The organism is Mesorhizobium sp. M0904 (genome assembly GCF_040319475.1).
Lineage (GTDB): Bacteria > Pseudomonadota > Alphaproteobacteria > Rhizobiales > Rhizobiaceae > Mesorhizobium.
In genome coordinates this window covers 126,102-146,173 of record NZ_JAMYOC010000007.1, presented here as the reverse complement: position 1 = coordinate 146,173, position 20,072 = coordinate 126,102, and the positions used below count along the sequence as shown (strand labels likewise).

The 20,072-nt window shown below is 63.6% G+C and carries 18 protein-coding genes; 16 read left to right on the top strand and 2 right to left on the bottom strand.

From position 1 onward, the window contains the following. Positions 1-95 precede the first annotated feature (95 nt). From NKH80_RS09920 to NKH80_RS09895, 6 genes are all read left to right on the top strand, one after another. A complete protein-coding gene (locus NKH80_RS09920; RefSeq protein WP_352701339.1) occupies positions 96-1,439 on the top strand; it encodes a murein hydrolase activator EnvC family protein in 1,344 nt (447 codons plus the stop codon). Beyond that, positions 1,440-2,765, top strand: coding sequence for a S41 family peptidase (locus tag NKH80_RS09915; protein ID WP_023719673.1), 1,326 nt, complete (start codon positions 1,440-1,442; stop codon positions 2,763-2,765). It begins immediately after the preceding gene. Between the two features lie 202 nt (positions 2,766-2,967). Beyond that, positions 2,968-4,167 carry a divergent polysaccharide deacetylase family protein gene (locus NKH80_RS09910; RefSeq protein ID WP_352991312.1) on the top strand — a complete coding sequence of 400 codons (1,200 nt, stop codon included), beginning with the start codon at positions 2,968-2,970 and terminating at the stop codon, positions 4,165-4,167. 1 nt (position 4,168) lies between these two features. After that, on the top strand, positions 4,169-4,690 hold the full coding sequence (locus NKH80_RS09905) for an RNA pyrophosphohydrolase (RefSeq protein ID WP_352504911.1): 522 nt from the start codon (positions 4,169-4,171) through the stop codon (positions 4,688-4,690). Between the two features lie 29 nt (positions 4,691-4,719). Next, positions 4,720-5,871, top strand: coding sequence for an alanine racemase (alr, locus tag NKH80_RS09900; RefSeq protein ID WP_352504912.1), 1,152 nt, complete (start codon positions 4,720-4,722; stop codon positions 5,869-5,871). A gap of 66 nt (positions 5,872-5,937) precedes the next feature. After that, entirely contained in the window at positions 5,938-7,266 is a 1,329-nt protein-coding gene (locus tag NKH80_RS09895; RefSeq protein WP_352505150.1) for a D-amino acid dehydrogenase, read from the top strand. A gap of 37 nt (positions 7,267-7,303) precedes the next feature. Here NKH80_RS09895 and NKH80_RS09890 read toward each other — a convergent pair whose 3' ends face one another. After that, positions 7,304-8,185: a LysR family transcriptional regulator gene (locus NKH80_RS09890; protein ID WP_352504913.1), complete on the bottom strand. Its 882-nt coding sequence runs from the start codon at positions 8,183-8,185 to the stop codon at positions 7,304-7,306. 220 nt (positions 8,186-8,405) lie between these two features. Between NKH80_RS09890 and NKH80_RS09885 the strand changes: the two genes are divergently transcribed. From NKH80_RS09885 to NKH80_RS09875, 3 genes are all read left to right on the top strand, one after another. Further along, positions 8,406-9,902: a CoA-acylating methylmalonate-semialdehyde dehydrogenase gene (locus NKH80_RS09885; RefSeq protein ID WP_352991308.1), complete on the top strand. Its 1,497-nt coding sequence runs from the start codon at positions 8,406-8,408 to the stop codon at positions 9,900-9,902. Between the two features lie 499 nt (positions 9,903-10,401). Further along, a complete protein-coding gene (locus NKH80_RS09880; protein ID WP_352479612.1) occupies positions 10,402-10,698 on the top strand; it encodes a hypothetical protein in 297 nt (98 codons plus the stop codon). Between the two features lie 291 nt (positions 10,699-10,989). Further along, complete coding sequence (locus tag NKH80_RS09875) at positions 10,990-11,322, top strand: hypothetical protein (protein ID WP_352479613.1); 333 nt, start codon at positions 10,990-10,992, stop codon at positions 11,320-11,322. A gap of 13 nt (positions 11,323-11,335) precedes the next feature. Here the strand turns inward: NKH80_RS09875 and NKH80_RS09870 are convergent, their stop codons facing one another. Further along, entirely contained in the window at positions 11,336-11,926 is a 591-nt protein-coding gene (locus tag NKH80_RS09870) for a GntR family transcriptional regulator (RefSeq protein WP_502895519.1), read from the bottom strand. Positions 11,927-12,092: 166 nt separating this feature from the next. Between NKH80_RS09870 and NKH80_RS09865 the strand changes: the two genes are divergently transcribed. The 7 genes from NKH80_RS09865 (at position 12,093) to NKH80_RS09835 (ending at position 20,065) form a co-directional block, all read left to right on the top strand. Beyond that, on the top strand, positions 12,093-12,986 hold the full coding sequence (locus NKH80_RS09865) for a dihydrodipicolinate synthase family protein (protein ID WP_352504915.1): 894 nt from the start codon (positions 12,093-12,095) through the stop codon (positions 12,984-12,986). Between the two features lie 48 nt (positions 12,987-13,034). Further along, entirely contained in the window at positions 13,035-14,285 is a 1,251-nt protein-coding gene (locus NKH80_RS09860; RefSeq protein ID WP_352991304.1) for an NAD(P)/FAD-dependent oxidoreductase, read from the top strand. A gap of 28 nt (positions 14,286-14,313) precedes the next feature. Next, positions 14,314-15,315, top strand: coding sequence for a 4-hydroxyproline epimerase (locus tag NKH80_RS09855; RefSeq protein WP_352991301.1), 1,002 nt, complete (start codon positions 14,314-14,316; stop codon positions 15,313-15,315). 335 nt (positions 15,316-15,650) lie between these two features. Further along, entirely contained in the window at positions 15,651-16,553 is a 903-nt protein-coding gene (locus tag NKH80_RS09850) for a branched-chain amino acid ABC transporter permease (RefSeq protein ID WP_254816418.1), read from the top strand. A 4-nt stretch (positions 16,554-16,557) separates the two neighbouring features. Beyond that, complete coding sequence (gene livM, locus NKH80_RS09845) at positions 16,558-18,186, top strand: high-affinity branched-chain amino acid ABC transporter permease LivM (protein WP_352504918.1); 1,629 nt, start codon at positions 16,558-16,560, stop codon at positions 18,184-18,186. After that, positions 18,186-19,337: an ABC transporter ATP-binding protein gene (locus NKH80_RS09840; RefSeq protein ID WP_352504919.1), complete on the top strand. Its 1,152-nt coding sequence runs from the start codon at positions 18,186-18,188 to the stop codon at positions 19,335-19,337. The genes livM and NKH80_RS09840 overlap by 1 nt, the downstream gene beginning before the upstream one ends. Continuing rightward, on the top strand, positions 19,337-20,065 hold the full coding sequence (locus NKH80_RS09835; protein ID WP_352991296.1) for an ABC transporter ATP-binding protein: 729 nt from the start codon (positions 19,337-19,339) through the stop codon (positions 20,063-20,065). Before NKH80_RS09840 ends, NKH80_RS09835 begins: the two co-directional genes overlap by 1 nt. Positions 20,066-20,072: the final 7 nt, after the last annotated feature.

Sequence of the window (20,072 nt, the reverse complement as noted above, 5' to 3'; positions counted from 1 at the left end):
ATCGACAGTTTGGGCTCATGGGGTTTGCGGATCGCGGCCGGGCTCGAACATGGTTGATGGTTCGTTAACGAAGCCGCGCATAGAGTTAGGCTTCAATGTCTGAAGACTGGAAATCACGAACGGGCTCCTGGCGCGTGCGCTACGGCATCGCCGTGGCGGCGATCGCGCTTTCGCTCGGCGTCGCGCGGGCTGAGAACACGCTCGACCTGGCGCCCGACCCGGACCAGAGCCGCGCCGAATACGAGAAAGTATCGAAAGAGATCACGCTGTCGTCCGAGCGGCTGGCCAAGCTCGCCGCCGACATCGCGGCGGTCAAGAAGGACCACGCCTCGATCACCGCGGCGCTGATCCAGTCGGCGATGACCGAGCAGAAGCTCGGCCAGGACATCGAGGACATTGGCGGCAAGCTGGAAGGGCTTAAGGCGCAGGAGCAGAAGATCCGCGCCTCACTGGCCGCCAGACGCGACGTTCTGGCCGAAGTGCTCGGCGCGCTGCAGCGCATGGGGCTCAACCCGCCCCCGGCGATCCTGGTCAAGCCGGAGGACGCATTGTCGTCGGTGCGCAGCGCCATCCTGCTCGGTGCCGTGGTGCCGGAACTGCGCCAGCAGACCGACATGTTGCTGACCGACCTCAAGGAGCAGTCGCGGGTGACGGCCTCGATCGAGGCCGAGCGGGCGCGGCTGACGGCAGCGATCGGCGAGCAGGCGGCGGAAAAAAAGCGGCTCGGCATGCTGCTCGAAGCCAAGCAGAAGCTCGCCGCCGATACGCAAACCGCGCTGGCCGCCGAAAAGCAGCGGTCCGCGACGTTGGCGGCCAAGGCCGGCAGCCTGAAAGAACTGATCGCCTCGCTCGAGGCCGATAGGGCCCGCAAGGCGGCGGATGCGGCCAAGGCAGCCGAGCAAAAGACGGCCGACGCCGACAAGGGCCCGGCATCGGCTGCGGCGTCGACGGAATTGGCCTCGCTGCCGGTGCCGGAGAGCAACAGGCTCACCGCTGCCGCGCCGTTTTCCGCGCTGCAAGGGCAGATCGCGCTGCCGGTCACCGGCAGGATCAAGCGGCGCTTCGGCGCCGAGGACGGTAACGGCGCGGTGATGCTCGGTGACATGGTTGCGACACAATCCGGAGCCATCGTCACAGCACCGGCGGATGGAAATGTGCTTTATGCGGGGCCTTTCCGCTCTTACGGTCAACTCTTGATCCTGAATGCGGGTGACGGCTATCATGTCGTCCTGGCGGGGATGAGCAGAATCAGCGTCGCGTCTGGCCAGTCGGTGCTCGCAGGTGAGCCGGTCGGCGCGATGGGAGAGGCCCGGGTGGCGAGCACCTCGGCATCGAAGAATGGAAATGCCACGCCGGAGCTCTATGTCGAGTTCCGCAAGGATGGAAAACCCGTCGATCCGGCCCCATGGTGGGCGGACCGTTTTTCTGGAAGGACGTGAATGATGCGGAAACTGTCGCTTCTGTTTGCCGGTGCGCTGATGGGTGCATCGGCGATGAGCCTGGTCTATGGCGCGCCCGGCTCGACGGCGAAGGCTGCGGGCTCCGAGACCTATAAGCAACTGGCGATCTTCGGCGATATCTTCGAACGGGTGCGGGCGAATTATGTGACGCCGCCCGACGACAAGTCGCTGGTTGAAAATGCCATCAACGGTATGCTGTCGTCGCTCGACCCGCACTCCTCATACATGAACGCCGAAGAAGCGCAGGACATGCGCGTTCAAACCAAGGGCGAGTTCGGCGGCCTCGGCATCGAGGTCACCATGGAGAACGACCTGGTCAAGGTGATCACGCCGATCGACGATACTCCGGCCGCCAAGGCTGGTGTGCTCGCCGGCGACTATATCGCCAAGATCGACGGCGAGGAGGTTCGCGGCCTGACGCTCAACGACGCCGTCGAGAAGATGCGCGGGCTGGTCAATACTCCGATCAAGCTCACCATCCTGCGCCAGGGCGCCGACAAGCCGATCGAACTGACCGTCGTGCGCGACATCATCAAGGTCAAGGCGGTCAAGTTCCGGGTCGAAAACGACATCGGCTACATGAAGATCACCTCCTTTACCGAAAAGACCTATGACGACCTCGAGAATGCCATCGACACCATCAAGAAGCAGGTGCCGAACGACAAGCTCAAGGGCTACGTGCTCGACCTGCGCCTCAATCCGGGCGGTTTGCTCGACCAGGCGGTGAGCGTGTCGGATGCCTTCCTCGACCGTGGCGAGATCGTCTCGACGCGCGGTCGCGATCCGAAGGACGTCACCCGCTTCGACGCGCGGGCCGGCGACGACATCGGCGGCAAGCCGCTGATCGTGCTCGTCAATGGCGGCTCGGCCAGCGCATCGGAAATCGTTGCCGGCGCGCTGCAGGATCTGCGCCGCGCCACGGTGGTCGGCACGCAGTCCTTCGGCAAGGGTTCGGTGCAGACCATCATCCCGCTTGGCGAAAACGGGGCGCTGCGGCTGACGACGGCGCTCTATTACACGCCGTCCGGCAAGTCGATCCAGGGCAAGGGCATCACGCCCGACATCAAGGTCGACCAGCCGCTGCCGGCGGAACTGCAGGGCAGGGATCTGACGCGCGGCGAATCCGACCTCAAGGGCCATATCAAGGGCGCCGACGAAGGCACGACCGGTTCGGGCTCGGCGGCCTATGTGCCGCCGGAGCCGAAGGACGATTTGCAGCTCATCTATGCCGAGCAGCTGCTGCGCGGCCAGAAGACCGATCCGGCGTTCCCGCCGAATCCGCAAAAGGCCGTGTTGAACCAGTAAGAGCGGGCAAGCCGGGCCAAACGGGTCTGGCTGCCTGAGCGAAGCGATGCGATGCTGCCGGGGCCGCGAGGCTCCGGCAGTTTGATTCGGGGCTGCGGCCGGCATGCTGCGCGTCCAGTGAAGCAAGGGGACGCGCCGACATTTTGGATCTTGCGCCTCCGGAGAAGGTTTTACTTCGGGGGCGCACGCCGGGGGTGCGGGCTTGGCTGATATCGGCAAGGACATAGAACGACCTCTCGGACAGGCGATCCGGCCGTCGCGCTCGGGCAGCGGGATCAGCGCCGGTGCGGTCGCGGCCGCGCTTGTCGTGCTGTCCGTGGTCGGCGTCTCCAGCGCGATCGCCTTGCGCGACAAGCCGTTCCGGAAGCTGCAGGAAGTAGCCGTTTCGACGCCGAAGACGCCGGCGGCGGCGGATACCGCCGCGGCGCCCGCCAAGGCGACGCCCGAAACGGCAGCGCCAAGCAACGCAAGCGGCGCCAACATAACCGGGCCGAAGACGGGCGGTCCGCAGATCATCCATGTCCAGACCGAGGAGGGCGATGGTCCACCCGAGGCGGCCATCGTCATCCGCGACCCTTCGACGATCGGCCAGAACCTCAGGATCGCGCACATTCCCGACAAGGCACTGATCGAGGCCAGCGAGACCGGTCCGCTGCCGATCCGCGCCGCCGACGGCCGGCGCCCGTTCGATGTCTATGCGCGGCCGTGGTCCGGCGCGCGCGGTGCACGCGTGGCGCTCGTCATCGGCGGTCTTGCCGTGTCGCAGACCGGCACGCAGGCAGCCATCGCCAAGCTGCCGGCGGAGGTGACGCTGGCCTTCGCGCCGCAAGGCAACAGCATCGGCCGCTGGATGCAGGTGGCGCGGCAGGGCGGCCATGAGGTCATCATGCAGGTGCCGCTCGAGCCGTTCGACTATCCGAACGTCAATCCTGGCCGCAACACGCTGACCGTGGCTGCGACGCCGGACGAGAATTTGAAGAATTTACGCTGGGCGCTGTCGCGAACGACCAACTACACCGGCGTCATGAACTATATGGGCGCCCGCTTTTCGGCCGACGCGACGGCAATGGGGCCATTGATGGCCGAGCTTGGCAAGCGTGGCCTCGCCTATGTCGATGACGGTTCCTCAGCGCGCAGCCTGGCACCCGAATTGGCGCTGAAGGACGGCGTGCCGTTCGTCGGCGGCGATACGGCGATCGACGCGGTGCAGGACCGCGGCGCCATATTGAAGAAACTGGACGGGCTGGAAGCGACGGCGCGGGCGAAAGGGTTTGCCGTCGGCGTCGGCTCGGCCTTCGACCTGACGGTGGATACCGTGTCTTCCTGGGTGACCGAGGCCAAGAAGCGCGGCATCGAGATCGTGCCGATTTCGGCGGTGGCAATAGATCCGGAAAAAGGCTGAGATGGCAAAGAACAAGCTCGTTGACCCCGAGACGCTGCCCTACCGGCCCTGCGTAGGGGTGACGGTCCTCAATGGCGACGGCCTGGTCTGGCTCGGCCATCGCATTGCCGAGCCAGACAGCGAGTTCGCCGGAACGACACAGCTCTGGCAGATGCCGCAGGGCGGCATCGACGATGGCGAGGAGCCGCTGCTCGCGGCCAAGCGCGAACTCTACGAAGAGACCGGCATGCGCTCGGTGTCGTTGTTGGCCGAGGCGCCGCACTGGATCAAATACGATCTGCCGGCCGATCTGGTCGGCGTCGCCTTCAAGGGACGATATCGCGGCCAGACGCAGAAATGGTTTGCCTTCCGCTTCGACGGCGACGAAAGCGAGATCGCGATCAATCCGCCGCCGGGTGGCCACAAGGCCGAGTTCGACCGGTGGGCGTGGCGGCCGATGCTGGAATTGCCGGGCCTGATCGTGCCGTTCAAGCGCAAGGTCTACGAAGACGTGGTGGCGGCGTTCCGGCATCTGGTGGCGTAGCCGCCAGCCTTCCGCTAAAACAGGTCGGCATGAACGACATCTCCAGCAAATCTCTTCCGCCGACCGCCACCCTGGGCGAACCGGTCAGCGAAGCCGCGGCGGGGGCGATCCTGACCATCGATCTCGGCGCCGTGCGTGAGAATTACCGGCGGCTGAAGGCGCGGCTGGGCGGAGTCAGTTGTGCTGGAGTGGTCAAGGCCGACGGTTACGGGATTGGCGCGGTGCCGGTAGCCGCGGCACTGATGGCTGAGGGTTGTAATACCTTCTTTGTTGCGCATTTGGCCGGCGGCATCTTGCTGCGCAAGGCGCTCGGCTCAGGCCCGGCCATTTATGTGCTGAACGGCATTCCGCCGGGTGCGGAAAGGGAAGCGGTTGCAGCAGGGCTTTGCAGCGTACTCAACAGCGCCAGCCAACTCGCGGCATGGCGCGAAATGGCCGGACGGGTGGGCCGTAAGCTGCCGGCCGCCCTCCAAGTCGACAGCGGCATGTCGCGGCTCGGCATGACGCTGTCCGAGGTGAAGGCAGTCGCGCGGGATCCACAGGCCTTCGACGGTGTCGAACTGACCTTCGTGATGAGCCATCTCGCCTGCGCCGACGAACCCGAGCAACCGGCCAACGAACAGCAACGGCTGGAATTCGAACGGCTGCGCCGGATGCTGCCGGAAGCGTCGGTTTCGCTTGCCAATTCATCGGGCATTTTTCTCGGGCAGCGCTATCACTACGACCTCGTTCGTCCGGGTGCCGCTCTCTATGGCATCAATCCGACGCCGGCGAAGGACAATCCGATGCTGCCGGTGGTGCGATTGCAGGCCAAGGTCATCCAGGTGCGGATGCTGGAGGCTGGCGCCGGTGTCGGCTACGGCCACACTTTCCATGCCAAGGCCCCGCTTGCCGCGGCGACGATTTCGCTCGGCTACGGCGATGGCTGGCATCGTCGCGCCGCTTCCGCTGCCTGGTTCGAAAATGTGCGGCTGCCCTTCGTCGGCCGGATTTCAATGGATACGATCATCCTCGACATTTCCGCACTGCCGCCCGGCAAGCTGAAGGCCGGCGACCTCGTCGAACTGATCGGGCCGTCGTCGCAGACGGTGGACCAGGTAGCCGGCCAGGCCGGCACTATCGGCTACGAGGTCTTGACCAGCCTCGGCCACCGTTTCCACCGGCGCTATGTGAATCGCTAGGACGCAAGCTTGTTGTCCTCACGCATGTCTTTTCCCTGAGCATCGGCACTTGGCTGACGCCACAGAATCCGGCAGACAGAAGGCGGCGATGATCCCGGTCTCGAATCCCGACGAGATGCCGCCGCGGAGAACCAAACGATGAAGATCTTCGTGCTGGGCGGCGGCGTGATCGGGGTCACCACCGCCTATTTTCTTGCCGAGGCCGGCCATCAGGTGACGGTGATCGATCGCCAGAAAGGCCCGGCGCTGGAAACCAGCTTTGCCAATGCCGGCGAGATATCGCCCGGCTATGCTTCGCCCTGGGCCGGGCCCGGCGTTCCGCTGAAGGCCATCAAATGGCTTTTGATGAAGCACGGCCCACTGGTGGTGCGACCGGCCCTCGATCCGCATATGTGGATATGGCTGGTCAAGATGCTGCGCAATTGCACGGCTGAACGCTACGCGCTGAACAAGGCGCGCATGGTGCCGCTGGCCGAGTACAGCCGCGACACGCTGAAGGCGCTGCGCGAGGCGACCGGCATCGCCTATGACGAGCGTGCCAAGGGCACGCTGCAGCTTTTCCGAACGCAAAAGCAGCTCGACGGCGTCGGCGGCGATGTCGAGGTGCTGAAGACCTATGGCGTCCCCTACGAGGTCCTCGACCCCGACGGCTGCATTGCGGCCGAACCCGCGCTGGCTGGCGTGCGCGAAAAATTCGTCGGTGGCCTGCGGTTGCCCGGCGACGAAACCGGCGACTGCAAGATGTTTACCGACAGGCTTGCCGAGCTTTGCGCGGCACGCGGCGTCACCTTCGAATACGACACGGAGATACGGCGCGTCGTCAAGAAGCGCGATCGCATCACCAACATCAGCACCAGCAAGGGCTGGATGATCGCTGATGCCTATGTGATGACGATGGGCAGCTATTCGGCGCGGTTCATGCGCATGCTGAAGCGGCCCATCCCGGTCTACCCGGTCAAGGGCTATTCGATCACCCTGCCGATCAAGGACGCCGCCGCCGCACCGGTCTCGACCGTGATGGACGAGAGCTACAAAGTAGCGATCACCCGGCTCGGCGATCGTATCCGGGTCGGCGGCACGGCGGAGATTTCCGGCTTCGACCTGCGGCTGCACGAATCGCGGCGCCGCACGCTCGAACATTCGGTCGGCGACCTGTTTCCGGGCAGCGGCGACATGCGATCGGCGACCTTCTGGTGCGGGCTGCGGCCGATGACACCGGACGGGCCGCCGCTGATCGGCCGCACCGATTTCTCCAATCTCTATCTCAACACCGGCCATGGCACACTCGGCTGGACCATGGCCTGCGGCTCGGCTAAGGTTCTGGCCGACATCATCTCCAGCCGGGTGCCCGACATCGACGTCGGCGATCTCGGGCCCGGACGATACGCCAAGTAAGACGCCCACCAGCTAAGACAGCCAGCGGCCGGCAGGCTCATGCGAACAAACCCCTGTCCCGTTCGACGGCCTTGGTAATGAAGCTCGCGACGACCTGGACGCGGCGCAGCGGCCTGACCGATTCATGATAGACCAGCCAGTAGGCGCGGCGTATGGGTGCGACGATATCGAGAGGCACCAGCTCCGGCATCGAGCGGGCAACGAAGGTGTGCAGTATGCCGATCCCGGCGCCGGAACGCACCGCTTCGGCCTGGCCGAGCGCGGAGGAAATGGCGAAGCTGGTGCGCCAGTCGGCGCTGAATTCGGCCGCGTAGTCGAGCGAGGGACTGACGATCAGATCCGGCACGTAGCCGATCAGCGTATGCTGCGCTAGCTCGGCGGCGGTTCCGGGCAGGCCATGCGTGTCGGCGTAGGCACGCGACGCGAACAGGCCGAGCGTGTAGTCGACCAGCTTTCCCGCCACCAGGCGGCCTTCCGTCGGCCGCTCGACGGTGATGGCAATGTCGGCCTCGCGCCGTGACAAAGAGAAGGAGCGTGGCACCGGCACCAGCTGGATGGTGAGTTCACGGTGCAGAGCGGTCAGCGCGCCGAGGCGCCTGGCCAGGAAGGCGACGCCAAAACCGTCTGGCGCGCCGATCCGCACGGTGCCCGACACGTCGTCGCCTTCGCCTGAAACAGTCGAGCGCGCGGCGATCATGTCGCCCTCCATGCGTTCGGCGATCTCGAGGAAACGCTCGCCCGCCGGCGTCAGCTCACTGCCGGTGGTAAGCCGGCGAAACAGTTTTGTCCTGAGCGCATCCTCGAGGGCGGCGATGCGGCGCGAGACGGTCGCGTGATTAAGCTCCAGCCGCCTGGCGGCGCCGAGGATCTGACCGGCCCGCGCCACGGCAAGGAAGATGCGGGCATCATCCCAGTTCATCGGGATGGTCCGGATGATGACGATTACGGCAGCGCTCGACGGCGAAGAAACTCAATTTCTCTATCCCATGGCGTACACCACACATCTCTATCATTTGCGCGATTTGATGCACAGACACCCACTGCTATCTATTTTCTGCACAACGGTTGCGTTTTCGCTCGCGTTGCCATCGCTCTCGCAAAGGCGGACAATGCCTAATCACGAACCAGGGAGAGAGACCATGATCGAATACGGTCATTTCATCGGCGGCAAGCGCGTCGCCGGAACCAGCGGCCGCAAGCAGGACGTCATGCAGCCGATGGACGGCACGGTGCGCGGCACGGTGGCGCTGGCTTCGCAGGCGGAATTGCGCGCGGCGGTCGAAAACGCCAAGGCGGCACAGCCCGGCTGGGCGGCGACCAACCCGCAGCGGCGCGTGCGCGTCCTGATGCGGTTCCTCGAGCTGATCGCCAAGGAGTATGACGCGCTGGCCGAGATATTGGCGCGCGAACACGGCAAGACCATCGCCGACGCCAAGGGCGACATCCAGCGCGGCCTCGAAGTGGTCGAGGTCTGCATCGGTGCGCCGCACATGATGAAGGGCGAGTTCACCGATGGCGCAGGCCCCGGCATCGACGTCTATTCGATGCGCCAGCCGCTCGGCGTCGTCGCCGGCATCACGCCGTTCAATTTTCCGGCGATGATCCCGCTGTGGAAGATCGCGCCGGCCATCGCCTGCGGCAATGCCTTCATCCTCAAGCCGTCCGAGCGCGACCCGGGCGTGCCGATGCGCATTGCCGAACTGTTCATCCAGGCCGGCCTGCCGGCGGGCATCCTCAATGTCGTCAACGGCGACAAGGAAGTGGTCGACGCCATCCTCGACGATCCCGACATCAAGGCCATCGGTTTCGTCGGCTCGACACCGATCGCCCAGTACATCTACTCGCGCGGCTGCGCGGCCGGCAAGCGCGTGCAGTGCTTCGGCGGTGCCAAGAATCACATGATCATCATGCCGGATGCCGACATGGACCAGACCGTCGACGCGCTGATCGGCGCCGGCTACGGCTCGGCCGGCGAGCGCTGCATGGCGATCTCGGTGGCCGTTCCGGTCGGCAACGACACCGCCAACCGGCTGATGGAAAAACTGGTGCCGCGCGTCGAGAGCCTGAAGGTCGGTCCGTCGACAGATTCTTCCGCCGATTTCGGCCCGCTGGTCACGGCGCAGGCGCTGGAGCGGGTCAAGTCCTATGTCGACACCGGCGTCAAGGAAGGCGCCAAGCTGGTCGTCGACGGACGCGGCTTTTCCATGCAGGGTTACGAGAACGGCTACTATATGGGCGGCTGCCTGTTCGACAATGTGACCGCCGACATGCGCATCTACAAGGAAGAAATCTTCGGGCCGGTGCTGTCGGTGGTGCGCGCACCGACCTACGAGAACGCGATCAGGCTCGCCAACGAGCACGAGATGGGCAATGGCGTCGCTATCTTCACCCGCGACGGCGATGCGGCGCGCGACTTCGCCTCGCGGGTCCAGGTCGGCATGGTCGGCATCAACGTGCCGATCCCGGTGCCGATCGCCTACTATACGTTTGGCGGCTGGAAGGCGTCCTCCTTCGGCGACCTCAACCAGCACGGGCCGGACGCGTTCCGCTTCTACACCAAGACCAAGACGGTGACGTCGCGCTGGCCGTCCGGCGTGAAGGATGGCGCCGAATTCGTCATTCCGACGATGAATTAGCCGGACGGGTTTCTGTCTGCGCGTCCTCGCCTTCGGCTTCGGGCGCGCGGGCCGGCGTGAAGGATGGCGCCGAATTCGTCATTCCGACGATGAATTAGCCGGACGGTTTTCTGTCTGCGCGTCCTCGCCTTCCGCTTCGGGCGCGCGGGCCGGCGTGAAGGATGGCGCCGAGTTCGTCATTCCGACGATGAATTAGCCGGACGGTTTTCTGTCTGCGCGTCCTCGCCTTCGGCTTCGGGCGCGCGGGCCGGCGTGAAGGATGGCGCCGAATTCGTCATCCCGACGATGAACTGATCCAGGTCGCGGAAAAAGAAGGCCTGGGCTCGACCCGGGCCTTTTTTTCGTCGCGGTCTTCATCGGCATGAACACTAATGTGATGGAACCAAGAAGGCAGCAATCTTCTTAGGTTGCAGTCCTGCCGCGAAGCAGACGCTGGCAGATCAACCAACGGCGCTGGTGACGGCTCCGGGGATATCGTCCGGCGCAAAGGAGGTGTCAGATGACACGTCTCATGGCGACTGTAGCTTGCGCTGCGATGGCCCTTTCCGCCGTCCCGGCAATGGCTGCCGAGCAATGTGCGGCACGCGCCGATATGGTGAAGGCGCTCGGCGAGAAGTTTCATGAAAACCCGAGCGCGGTCGGCGTCGTCAATCCGAATGTGGTGCTTGAAGTCTTCGTTTCCGACAAGGGCACATGGACCATCCTCGCCAGCGACACAAAAGGCCAAAGCTGCGTGATTTCAGTCGGCGAAGGCTGGGAGAGCGCGATGACGATAGCGGCGCTGCCAGGCACCTGATGAGGTTCCACGCTCGCGCGTAGCAGCGGCCTCGGCATGGCCGCGCAGCCTGGTGGCCCATTCTTTCGGCGACAACCGTAAAACGGATCTGCAGGCGCCCGCTTGGGCGCCTGCTTGCGCTTTTCCATTGCCGATACCATATATCGAGAACATAATGGGAACATCTAGAATCGTTCCCACCGATGGCAGACCGGAACACAGAAAGGAACGACGCGATGATGATGACGTCGGAACCGGCCTGGATCGCTCCGGCAAAGTGAGGCTGTCAAACCCCTCCTTTGCCGGAACGCGATGGCAAAGGAGGTGCCTATGGCACACAAATCGCTGTTGGGATGGGTGAAAACCCTGGTTCTTGCTGGCGCATTGGCGGTGGGTACGAACACCGCAAGCGCGCAATATCAATACTGCGTTGAACATGGCGAGCTCGTCGCCCATTTGAGCGAGAAGTTCCAGGAAAGGCAGTTTGCTTTGGGGCTGATCGGTCATGAGGCGGTCATGGAAGTCTTTGTCGCCGAGACCGGAACCTGGAGTATCGTCGTCACCGATATCGCCGGCAGAAGCTGCATCGTCGCGGCCGGCGACAATTGGGAAAACGTGATGGCCCTGCCCGGCCAGGGCGCATGACGAAATGACAGGCTCAGCGTGTGGCAGCTGCCTCGGCATGGCCGCGCAAAAGTGCCATCAGGCGCTTGGCGTCCTTGGCCGCGGCCTCCTCGTCGCCGGCTAGGATCGAGCGGATCAGCGCGACATGATGCTCGGCGGATTCGGCCAAGCCGGTATCGGCCTTGTAGCGGAACCAGAAACGGCGGCTGTGGGTTTGCAAGGGCGCCGCCAGGCGCGCGGCGAACGGGTTGTCGGCAGCCAGCGCCAGCGCCTCGTCGAGCGCCTTGTCGGCCTGGATGAAGTAAAACACATTTTCCGAAATCACCGCCTTTTGCATGGCAAGGGCAGCGTCATGGAACAGGTCGGCGGCCTCGCGGGTGACGAAGCGAGCGGCCGAGCGGGCAAGCACCACCTCGACGCCACGGCGGGCGTCGAGGACACGCAGCCAGTCGCCGGGGTGCAGCGGGGCAATGGCAATGCCGGCGCGCGGCCGGACCTCGAGCAGCCCCTCCCAAGCCAGCCGCTGGATCGCTTCGCGAACCGGGGTGCGGCCGAGGCCGAGCCTGTCGATCAGCGCCCCCTCGGTGATGAAGCTCGCCGGCGCCAGCTCGAGAGTTACGATCATGTGCTCGAGCCTGCGGTAGGCCTTCGCAGTTGCCGGCTCGGAGCCCGGCCTGTCATATACCAATGCGGCTTCTCCTGATATATTGTTGATATATCATATCAGATTCAACGTTGACAGTCGGCTTCTTAAGAAATATACGACTGATATATCAGATGGAGCGATCGATATGTGGGCCGGAGTCTTCCCCGCCGTTACGACCAAATTCACCGAGGACGACGGCCTCGACCATGCCGAGATGGAGCGCTGCTTTGCGCTGCAGATGGAGGCCGGCTGTGACGGCATCATCGTCTGCGGGTCGCTCGGCGAAGGCCCGATGCTGTCGCATGACGAGAAGATCGCGGTGCTGAAGACCGCCCAGAAGATCGCCGGCAAAAAACCGGTGCTGTTGACGGTCAACGAGGCCGGTACACGCGAGGCGGCGGCGATCGCACGCCGCGCCGCCAAGGAAGGCGCCAACGGTTTGATGGTGGTGCCAAGCCCAATCTACCATACCAATGCCGAGGAGACGGTCGCGGCACTCAGCGCCGTCGCCGCGGCCGGCGACCTGCCGGTGATGATCTACTCCAACCGGCTTGCCTATCGCGTCGACGTCACCGTCGACCAGATGGAGGAGTTGGCCAAGGACCAGCGCTTCGTCGCCATAAAAGAGTCCTCGGACGACATCCGCCGCTCGACCGAGATCATCAACCGCCTCGGCGACCGCTACGACCTGTTCACCGGCGTCGACAATCTCGCCTTTGAGGCGCTGTCGGTCGGCGCCATCGGCTGGGTGGCGGGCTTGGTCACCGCGTTCCCGCGCGAGACCGTCGCCATCTACCAGCTGATGAGACAGGGCCGCCGCGAGGAGGCGTTGAAGATCTACCGCTGGTTCCGGCCGCTGCTCGACCTCGACGTCTCGACCTATCTGGTGCAGAACATCAAGCTCGCCGAAGTCTTGGCGATCAACACCAACGACCGCGTGCGCATGCCGCGCCAGCCATTGTCCGGCGAGCGGCGCAAGGCAGTCGAAAAGGTCGTCAGGGATGCGCTGGCCGTGCGGCCGCAACTGCCGGCATTCTGATCCAGTGCCTTCGAGGGTGTTTGCAGATGTGCAGCGCGGCGCACGCCAATGAATGACAATGCTACGCTCGATGTCGCCATCATTGGTGGCGGCATTATCGGCATCTGCGCTGCCGCATTTCTGGCCGAGGCGGGGCGAAACGTCACGATCTTCGATCGGACGGGGATCTGCGAGGAGACCAGTTCCGGCAATGCCGCCGCCTTTGCCTTCTCCGACGTGCTGCCGCTCGCCCACAAGGGGATGATCAGGCAGCTGCCGAAATGGCTCGCCGACCCGCTCGGCCCGCTCAGCATCCCACCCGCCTATCTGCTGAAGCTGCTGCCCTGGCTGGTCCGCTTCTGGCGCGCCGGCCGAAGCGACCGCTATGAAGCCGGCCTTGCCGCACAGGCCGGGATGATGAAGCTCGCCGAGGCGGAATGGATGGGTTTGCTCGACCGTTCCGGCACACGGCCGATGCTGCATGAGGACGGCTCGCTCGAACTCTACGAAAGCGAAGCCGAGTTCAAGGCCTCACTGCCCGGCTGGGCGGCAAGGCAGCGCTTCGGCATCGGCTTCAGCCATGTCGAGGGGAGCGCTCTCGCCGCCTTGCAGCCCGGTCTGTCGCCGCGCTTCGTCAAGGGAACGTTCGTGCCGGGGTGGAAAACCGTCGCCGACCCCAAGCGGCTTGGAAAGGCGTTATGGGCCTATGCCGAGAGGTTGGGCGCCGGGTTCGAAAGGGCCCGGATCAAGCGTGTCGAGGCGGGACAGGACGGCGCGATCCTGACCATGGCCGACGGCACGAGGCGACGGGCGAAGCATCTCGTCATCGCTGCCGGGGCCTGGTCGCACCTGTTGGCGAGACATCTCGGCGACGGAATCCCGCTGGAGACCGAGCGTGGCTACAACACGACGCTGCCGAAGACTGCCTTCGACGTAAGGCGGCAATTGATCTTTTCCGGGCATGGCTTCGTCATCACGCCGCTCGAGACGGGTCTGCGCGTCGGTGGTGCGGTCGAACTCGGCGGGCTTGAAAGGCCGCCCAATTATGCGCGCTCGAAAGCGCTGCTCGAAAAGTCGCAGAAATTCCTGCCGGGACTGGATCCGGCCAATGGGCGCGAATGGATGGGGTTCCGGCCGTCGCTGCCGGATTCGCTGCCGGTGATCGGGCAGTCGCAAAAAACGCCGTCGGTGGTGTACGGTTTCGGCCATGGTCACCTCGGCCTGACCCAGGCCGCGGCGACCGGACGCTTGATCCGCGAGCTCGTTCTCGGGCAGAGTCCATCGCTCGATCTCGGTCCGTTCAGCCCGCAACGGTTTTGAGATTGAAGACATTCAGTTGGGAGCCGGCATGGCCAAGCATTCCTTCTTCTGCATAGACGGCCACACCTGCGGCAATCCGGTGCGGCTGGTCGCCGGCGGCGGACCGCTGCTCAACGGCTCGACGATGATGGAGCGGCGGGCGCATTTCCTGGCCGAATACGACTGGATCCGCACCGGCCTGATGTTCGAGCCGCGCGGCCATGACATGATGTCCGGCTCGATCCTCTATCCGCCGACGCGCGAAGATTGCGACATCGCCATCCTGTTCATCGAAACCTCGGGCTGCCTGCCGATGTGCGGCCACGGCACCATCGGCACGGTGACCTTTGCCGTCGAAAATGGATTGATCAAGCCGAAGACGCCGGGCGTGCTCAGGCTGGATACGCCGGCGGGCGTGGTCGTCGCCGAGTACAGCCAAGTCGGCGATTATGTCGAGGAGGTGCGCATCACCAATGTGCCTTCCTTCCTCTATGCCGAGGGACTGACGGTCGAATGCCCCGGGCTCGGCGAGGTCAGCGTCGATGTCGTCTACGGCGGCAATTTCTACGCCATCGTCGAACCGCAAAAGAACTATCGCGACATGGCCGACCATTCGGCCGGCGAGCTGATCGCCTGGAGCCCGGTGGTGCGGCAGCGGCTCAACGAGAAATATTCCTTCGTCCACCCGGAGAATCCCGGCATCGACAAGCTGTCGCACATATTGTGGACCGGCGCGCCGGCCAACCCGCAAGCCGATGCCCGCAACGCCGTCTTCTACGGCGACAAGGCAATCGACCGCTCGCCCTGCGGCACCGGCACCTCGGCGCGGATGGCGCAGCTTCACGCCAAGGGCAAGCTTGGGGTCGGCGACGACTTCGTCCATGAATCGATCATCGGGTCGCTGTTCAAGGGCAGGGTGGAGAAAGAGGTCACCGTCGCCGGCAAGCCGGCAATCATTCCGTCGATCGGCGGGTGGGCGCGGATGACTGGATTGAACACGATCTTCATCGACGACCGCGACCCGTTTGCACACGGCTTCGTCGTCAAATAGAGAAAACGCTGACGTTAGGGAAAGACAGAGAGCGCAAACGGATTGCCTTTGACGGCGCAACGATCCCGCCCATCAACTTATTTTGACGGCGATTTCTTCGACATGGGGCGCATAGAGCGATTGAATCGTCAAAGACATTGCGTTAGGCCAATGGTAGGGTCCGCGATGGTCCAGGGGGCGGACGGGAACAAAACGGGCAATCGGACGGCGTGCGGCGAAAACACGCGTAATGATCGAAAAATCACGTTGCAATCCGGGCTCGAAACTTTACGACTAGGGAAAATACGAAAAGGAATGCGTCTGCATGGGCGACATTCCAGGGGAGCCACGACAGCATGCAGTATTTTGTCCAGCAGCTTATCAACGGGCTGACGCTGGGATCGATCTATGGGCTGATAGCGATCGGCTATACGATGGTCTACGGCATCATCGGCATGATCAATTTCGCCCATGGCGACATTTTCATGATCGGCGCTTTCACCGCACTCATCGTTTTCCTTATCCTCGGTGCGTTGTTCTATTCGCTGCCGATCGTCGTTGCGCTGCTGATCATGATGATCGTCGCGATGCTGCTGACCAGCCTGTATAATTGGACGATCGAGAAGGTGGCCTACCGGCCTTTGCGTGGTTCATTCCGGCTGGCGCCGCTGATCACTGCGATCGGCATGTCGATTGCGCTGTCCAATTTCGTCCAGGTGACGCAAGGGCCGCGCAACAAGCCGGTCCCGCCAATGGTGTCCACGGTCTACAACATCGAAGGCATCAGCGTCTCGCTGAAGCAGATCATCATCGTCCTGGTCACCATAGTCCTGCTCGCGGTGTTCTGGTACCTGGTCAACAAGACCTCGCTCGGCCGGGCGCAGCGCGCCTGCGAGCAGGATCGCAAGATGGCCGCACTGCTCGGCGTCGACGTCGATCGCACCATCTCGATCACCTTCATCATGGGCGCCGCCCTCGCCGCCGTCGCCGGCACGTTGTTCCTGATGTATTACGGCGTGGTGGTGTTTTCCGACGGTTTTACGCCGGGTGTGAAGGCGTTTACTGCCGCGGTGCTCGGCGGTATCGGCTCACTGCCCGGCGCCGTGCTCGGCGGCCTGATGATTGGCTTCATCGAAAGCATGTGGTCGGCTTATTTCTCGATCGACTACAAGGACGTCGCCGCCTTCTCCATCCTGGCGATCGTGCTGATCTTCCTGCCTTCCGGCATTCTCGGCCGGCCAGAAGTCGAAAAGGTCTGAGATCATGGCGGTTACCGTGTCTCCGGAAAGCACCGTCGTCGCCACCCCGGTCCAGCGCGCTTTTCGCGAAGCGCTCTATGCCGGCGCCATCTCGCTTGGCCTGTTCGTGCTGTTCATCGGCCTGAAGACCGACCAGAACATCTCCAACGAACTGATCCTGGTGCAGCGCTGGGGCTTGCTCGCCGGCGTCGTGATCGCCACCATGGCCGGACGCTTCCTTTATGTCGCCTATGGCCAGCCCTTCCTGGCGAACCAGAAGATCGTCGACGTCGCTACCGGCCTGCTGCCGGTCAGCCTGGCTTCGCGATTCTTCCGCCTTCCCGCGTTCATCGTGGCGCTCGCCGTCGCCGTTATTCTGCTCGCGCTCAGGGGCTTCCTGACCGAGGCTTTAGGGCCGGAACTTTCCGATTTTGTGCGGTTCCTGCGGGCACTTGCAATCATCTATGCGCTAGCCTGGCTGATATATCGGTTCCGGGCCTTCATTCATTCTCATTTCTCGGCATTGGGCATAACCGCACTGGCGCTCTACCCGATTATCGTGGTGTTGGTGCTGGCGCTATATGCCGGGTCCATGGCGGCCGGTTTCCAGGGTTCGCTGAAGTATGTCGACAATTTCGGCATCCAGATCCTGATCTACGTGATGCTGGCCTGGGGGTTGAATATCGTTATTGGCTTGGCCGGCCTGCTGGACCTAGGCTATGTCGCCTTCTACGCCGTCGGTGCCTATGCCTATGCGTTGCTCGGCACGCATTACGGCCTTTCCTTCTGGATCCTACTGCCCGCCGCCGGCCTGATGGCTGCATTCTGGGGCGTGATGCTGGGCTTCCCTGTGTTGCGCCTGCGCGGTGACTATCTCGCGATCGTGACGCTCGCTTTCGGCGAGATCATAAGGCTGGTGATTATCAACTGGCGCGAAGTGACCAACGGCTCGGCCGGGATTTCCGGCATCCCGAAGGTCTCGTTCTTCGGCCTGATGTCGTTCAACGTCTCCGACCCGAACTACATCTCCAAGGTGCTCGGCATCGCGCAGTCCGGTGCCTACTACAAGATCTTCCTCTACTACCTGATCCTTGGACTCTGCCTGCTGACCGCCTTCGTCACGGTGAGGCTCAGGCGCCTGCCGGTCGGCCGCGCCTGGGAAGCGCTGCGCGAGGACGAGATCGCCTGCCGCTCGCTCGGCATCAACACCACCACCACCAAGCTCACGGCCTTTGCCACGGGCGCGATGTTCGGTGGCTTTGCCGGCTCGTTCTTCGCCGCGCGGCAAGGCTTCGTCAGCCCGGAATCCTTCGTCTTCCTGGAATCGGCGATCATCCTTGCCATCGTCGTGCTTGGCGGCATGGGCTCGCTGGTCGGCATTGCCGTCGCCGCCATGGTGATGATCGGCGGCACGGAAATCCTGCGCGAACTGGATTTCCTCAAGACCGGCCTGAGTTGGGGCAACATCAAGGTCATACCCGGGTTCGGCCCCGACTTCACGCCGGAGCTTTATCGCATGCTGTTGTTCGGCATGGCCATGGTCATCGTCATGCTGTGGAAGCCGCGTGGCTTCGTCGGCAGCCGCGAGCCGACAGCCTTCCTCAAGGTGCGCAGGGCGGTGTCCGGGTCCTTCACCAAGGAGGGACACGGCTGATGAACGCGAGCCCCTCCGTGAACGATGCCATCCTGCAGGTCGAGCATCTGTCGATGAAGTTCGGCGGTCTCATCGCCATCGGCGATTTGTCATTCCAGGCCAAACGTGGCGAGATCACCGCGCTGATCGGCCCCAACGGCGCCGGCAAGACCACCGTGTTCAATTGCATCACCGGTTTCTACAAGCCGTCGGAAGGCATGATCACGCTCAACCGGCGCGACGGCTCGACCTTCCTGCTCGAACGCCTGCCGAACCATGAGATCCCGGCGCGGGCCAAGGTGGCGCGCACCTTCCAGAACATCCGCCTGTTCTCGGGCATGACGCTGCTGGAGAACCTGCTGGTGGCCCAGCACAACAAACTGATGAAGGCGTCCGGCTATACCGTTCTCGGCCTGTTCGGTTATAGCGGATACAGACAGGCTTCGGCGGAATCCGTTGAACTCGCCGAGCACTGGCTGGAGAAGGCCGATCTCGTCGACCGCGCCGACGATCCTGCCGGCGATCTGCCATATGGCGCGCAGCGACGGCTCGAAATTGCTCGCGCCATGTGCACCGGCCCTGAGCTTTTGTGCCTAGACGAGCCGGCCGCCGGCCTTAATCCGAAGGAATCGGCGGCGCTCAATGCGCTGCTGATGGACATCAAGGACAACACCGGCACCTCGATCCTTTTGATCGAGCACGACATGGCGGTGGTCATGCAGATTTCAGACCATGTCGTCGTCCTCGAATACGGGCGCAAGATCTCCGACGGCAACCCGCAATCGGTACGAACCGACCCGCGCGTCATTGCCGCCTATCTCGGCGTCGAAGACGAGGACGTCGAGACGGTACTGACCGAAGTCGGCGACGAGGACGTCATCGAGCAACTGGATACGGGTCCGGATGCCGCGCATGGACCGGGCACATCGTCTTCCTATCTTGCCGGACCGGTGGCCGACACGGTCGGCCATAGCGAGGGCGAACGCGTCACAGTGTCAAAGGGCGCTTCGAAGGCCGGGCAGATCGATGCAAGGTCGAGCGCTGCTGCTGCAAAGTCCGGATCGCCGGCCAAAGCCAAATCGGCCGCGAAATCTTCCACGGCAAAGCCGGGCAAGGCTCCGGCGAAGTCGAAAACTCCCGGCACCTCTAATCGGCGTGGGGGGCGGAAATAATGGCCGGCACAACGCTGCTCGATATCAAGGGCGTCCAGACCTACTACGGCAACATCAGGGCGCTGAACGGCGTCGACGTCACCGTCAAACAGGGCGAGATCGTGGCGCTGATCGGCGCCAACGGCGCCGGCAAATCGACACTGATGATGACCATCTTCGGTGCTCCGCGCGCTCGTGCCGGCACTATCACCTTCGCCGGCACCGATATCACCCAGATGCCAACCCACGAGATCGCGCGCATGCGTATCGCGCAGTCGCCGGAGGGCCGGCGCATCTTTCCGCGCATGACGGTGATGGAAAACCTGCAGATGGGCGCCAGCCTCGACGGTCTCAAGCATTACGACGAGGATGTCGAAAGGGTCTTTACGCTGTTCCCGCGGCTCAAGGAACGCGTCAGCCAACGTGGCGGCACGCTTTCGGGCGGCGAGCAGCAGATGCTGTCGATCGGCCGCGCGCTGATGGCAAGGCCGAAGCTGCTCTTGCTGGATGAGCCGTCGCTAGGCCTGGCGCCGCTGATCGTCAAGCAGATATTCAACGCCATTCGCGAGCTGAACCGCACGCAGGGACTGACCGTGTTCCTGGTCGAGCAGAACGCCTTCGGCGCACTGAAGCTCGCCACGCGCGGCTATGTCATGGTCAACGGCAATGTGACGATGAGCGGCACCGGCAAGGAACTGCTCGCCAATCCGGAAGTGCGCGCCGCCTATCTCGAGGGCGGCCATCACTGAGTTTCAG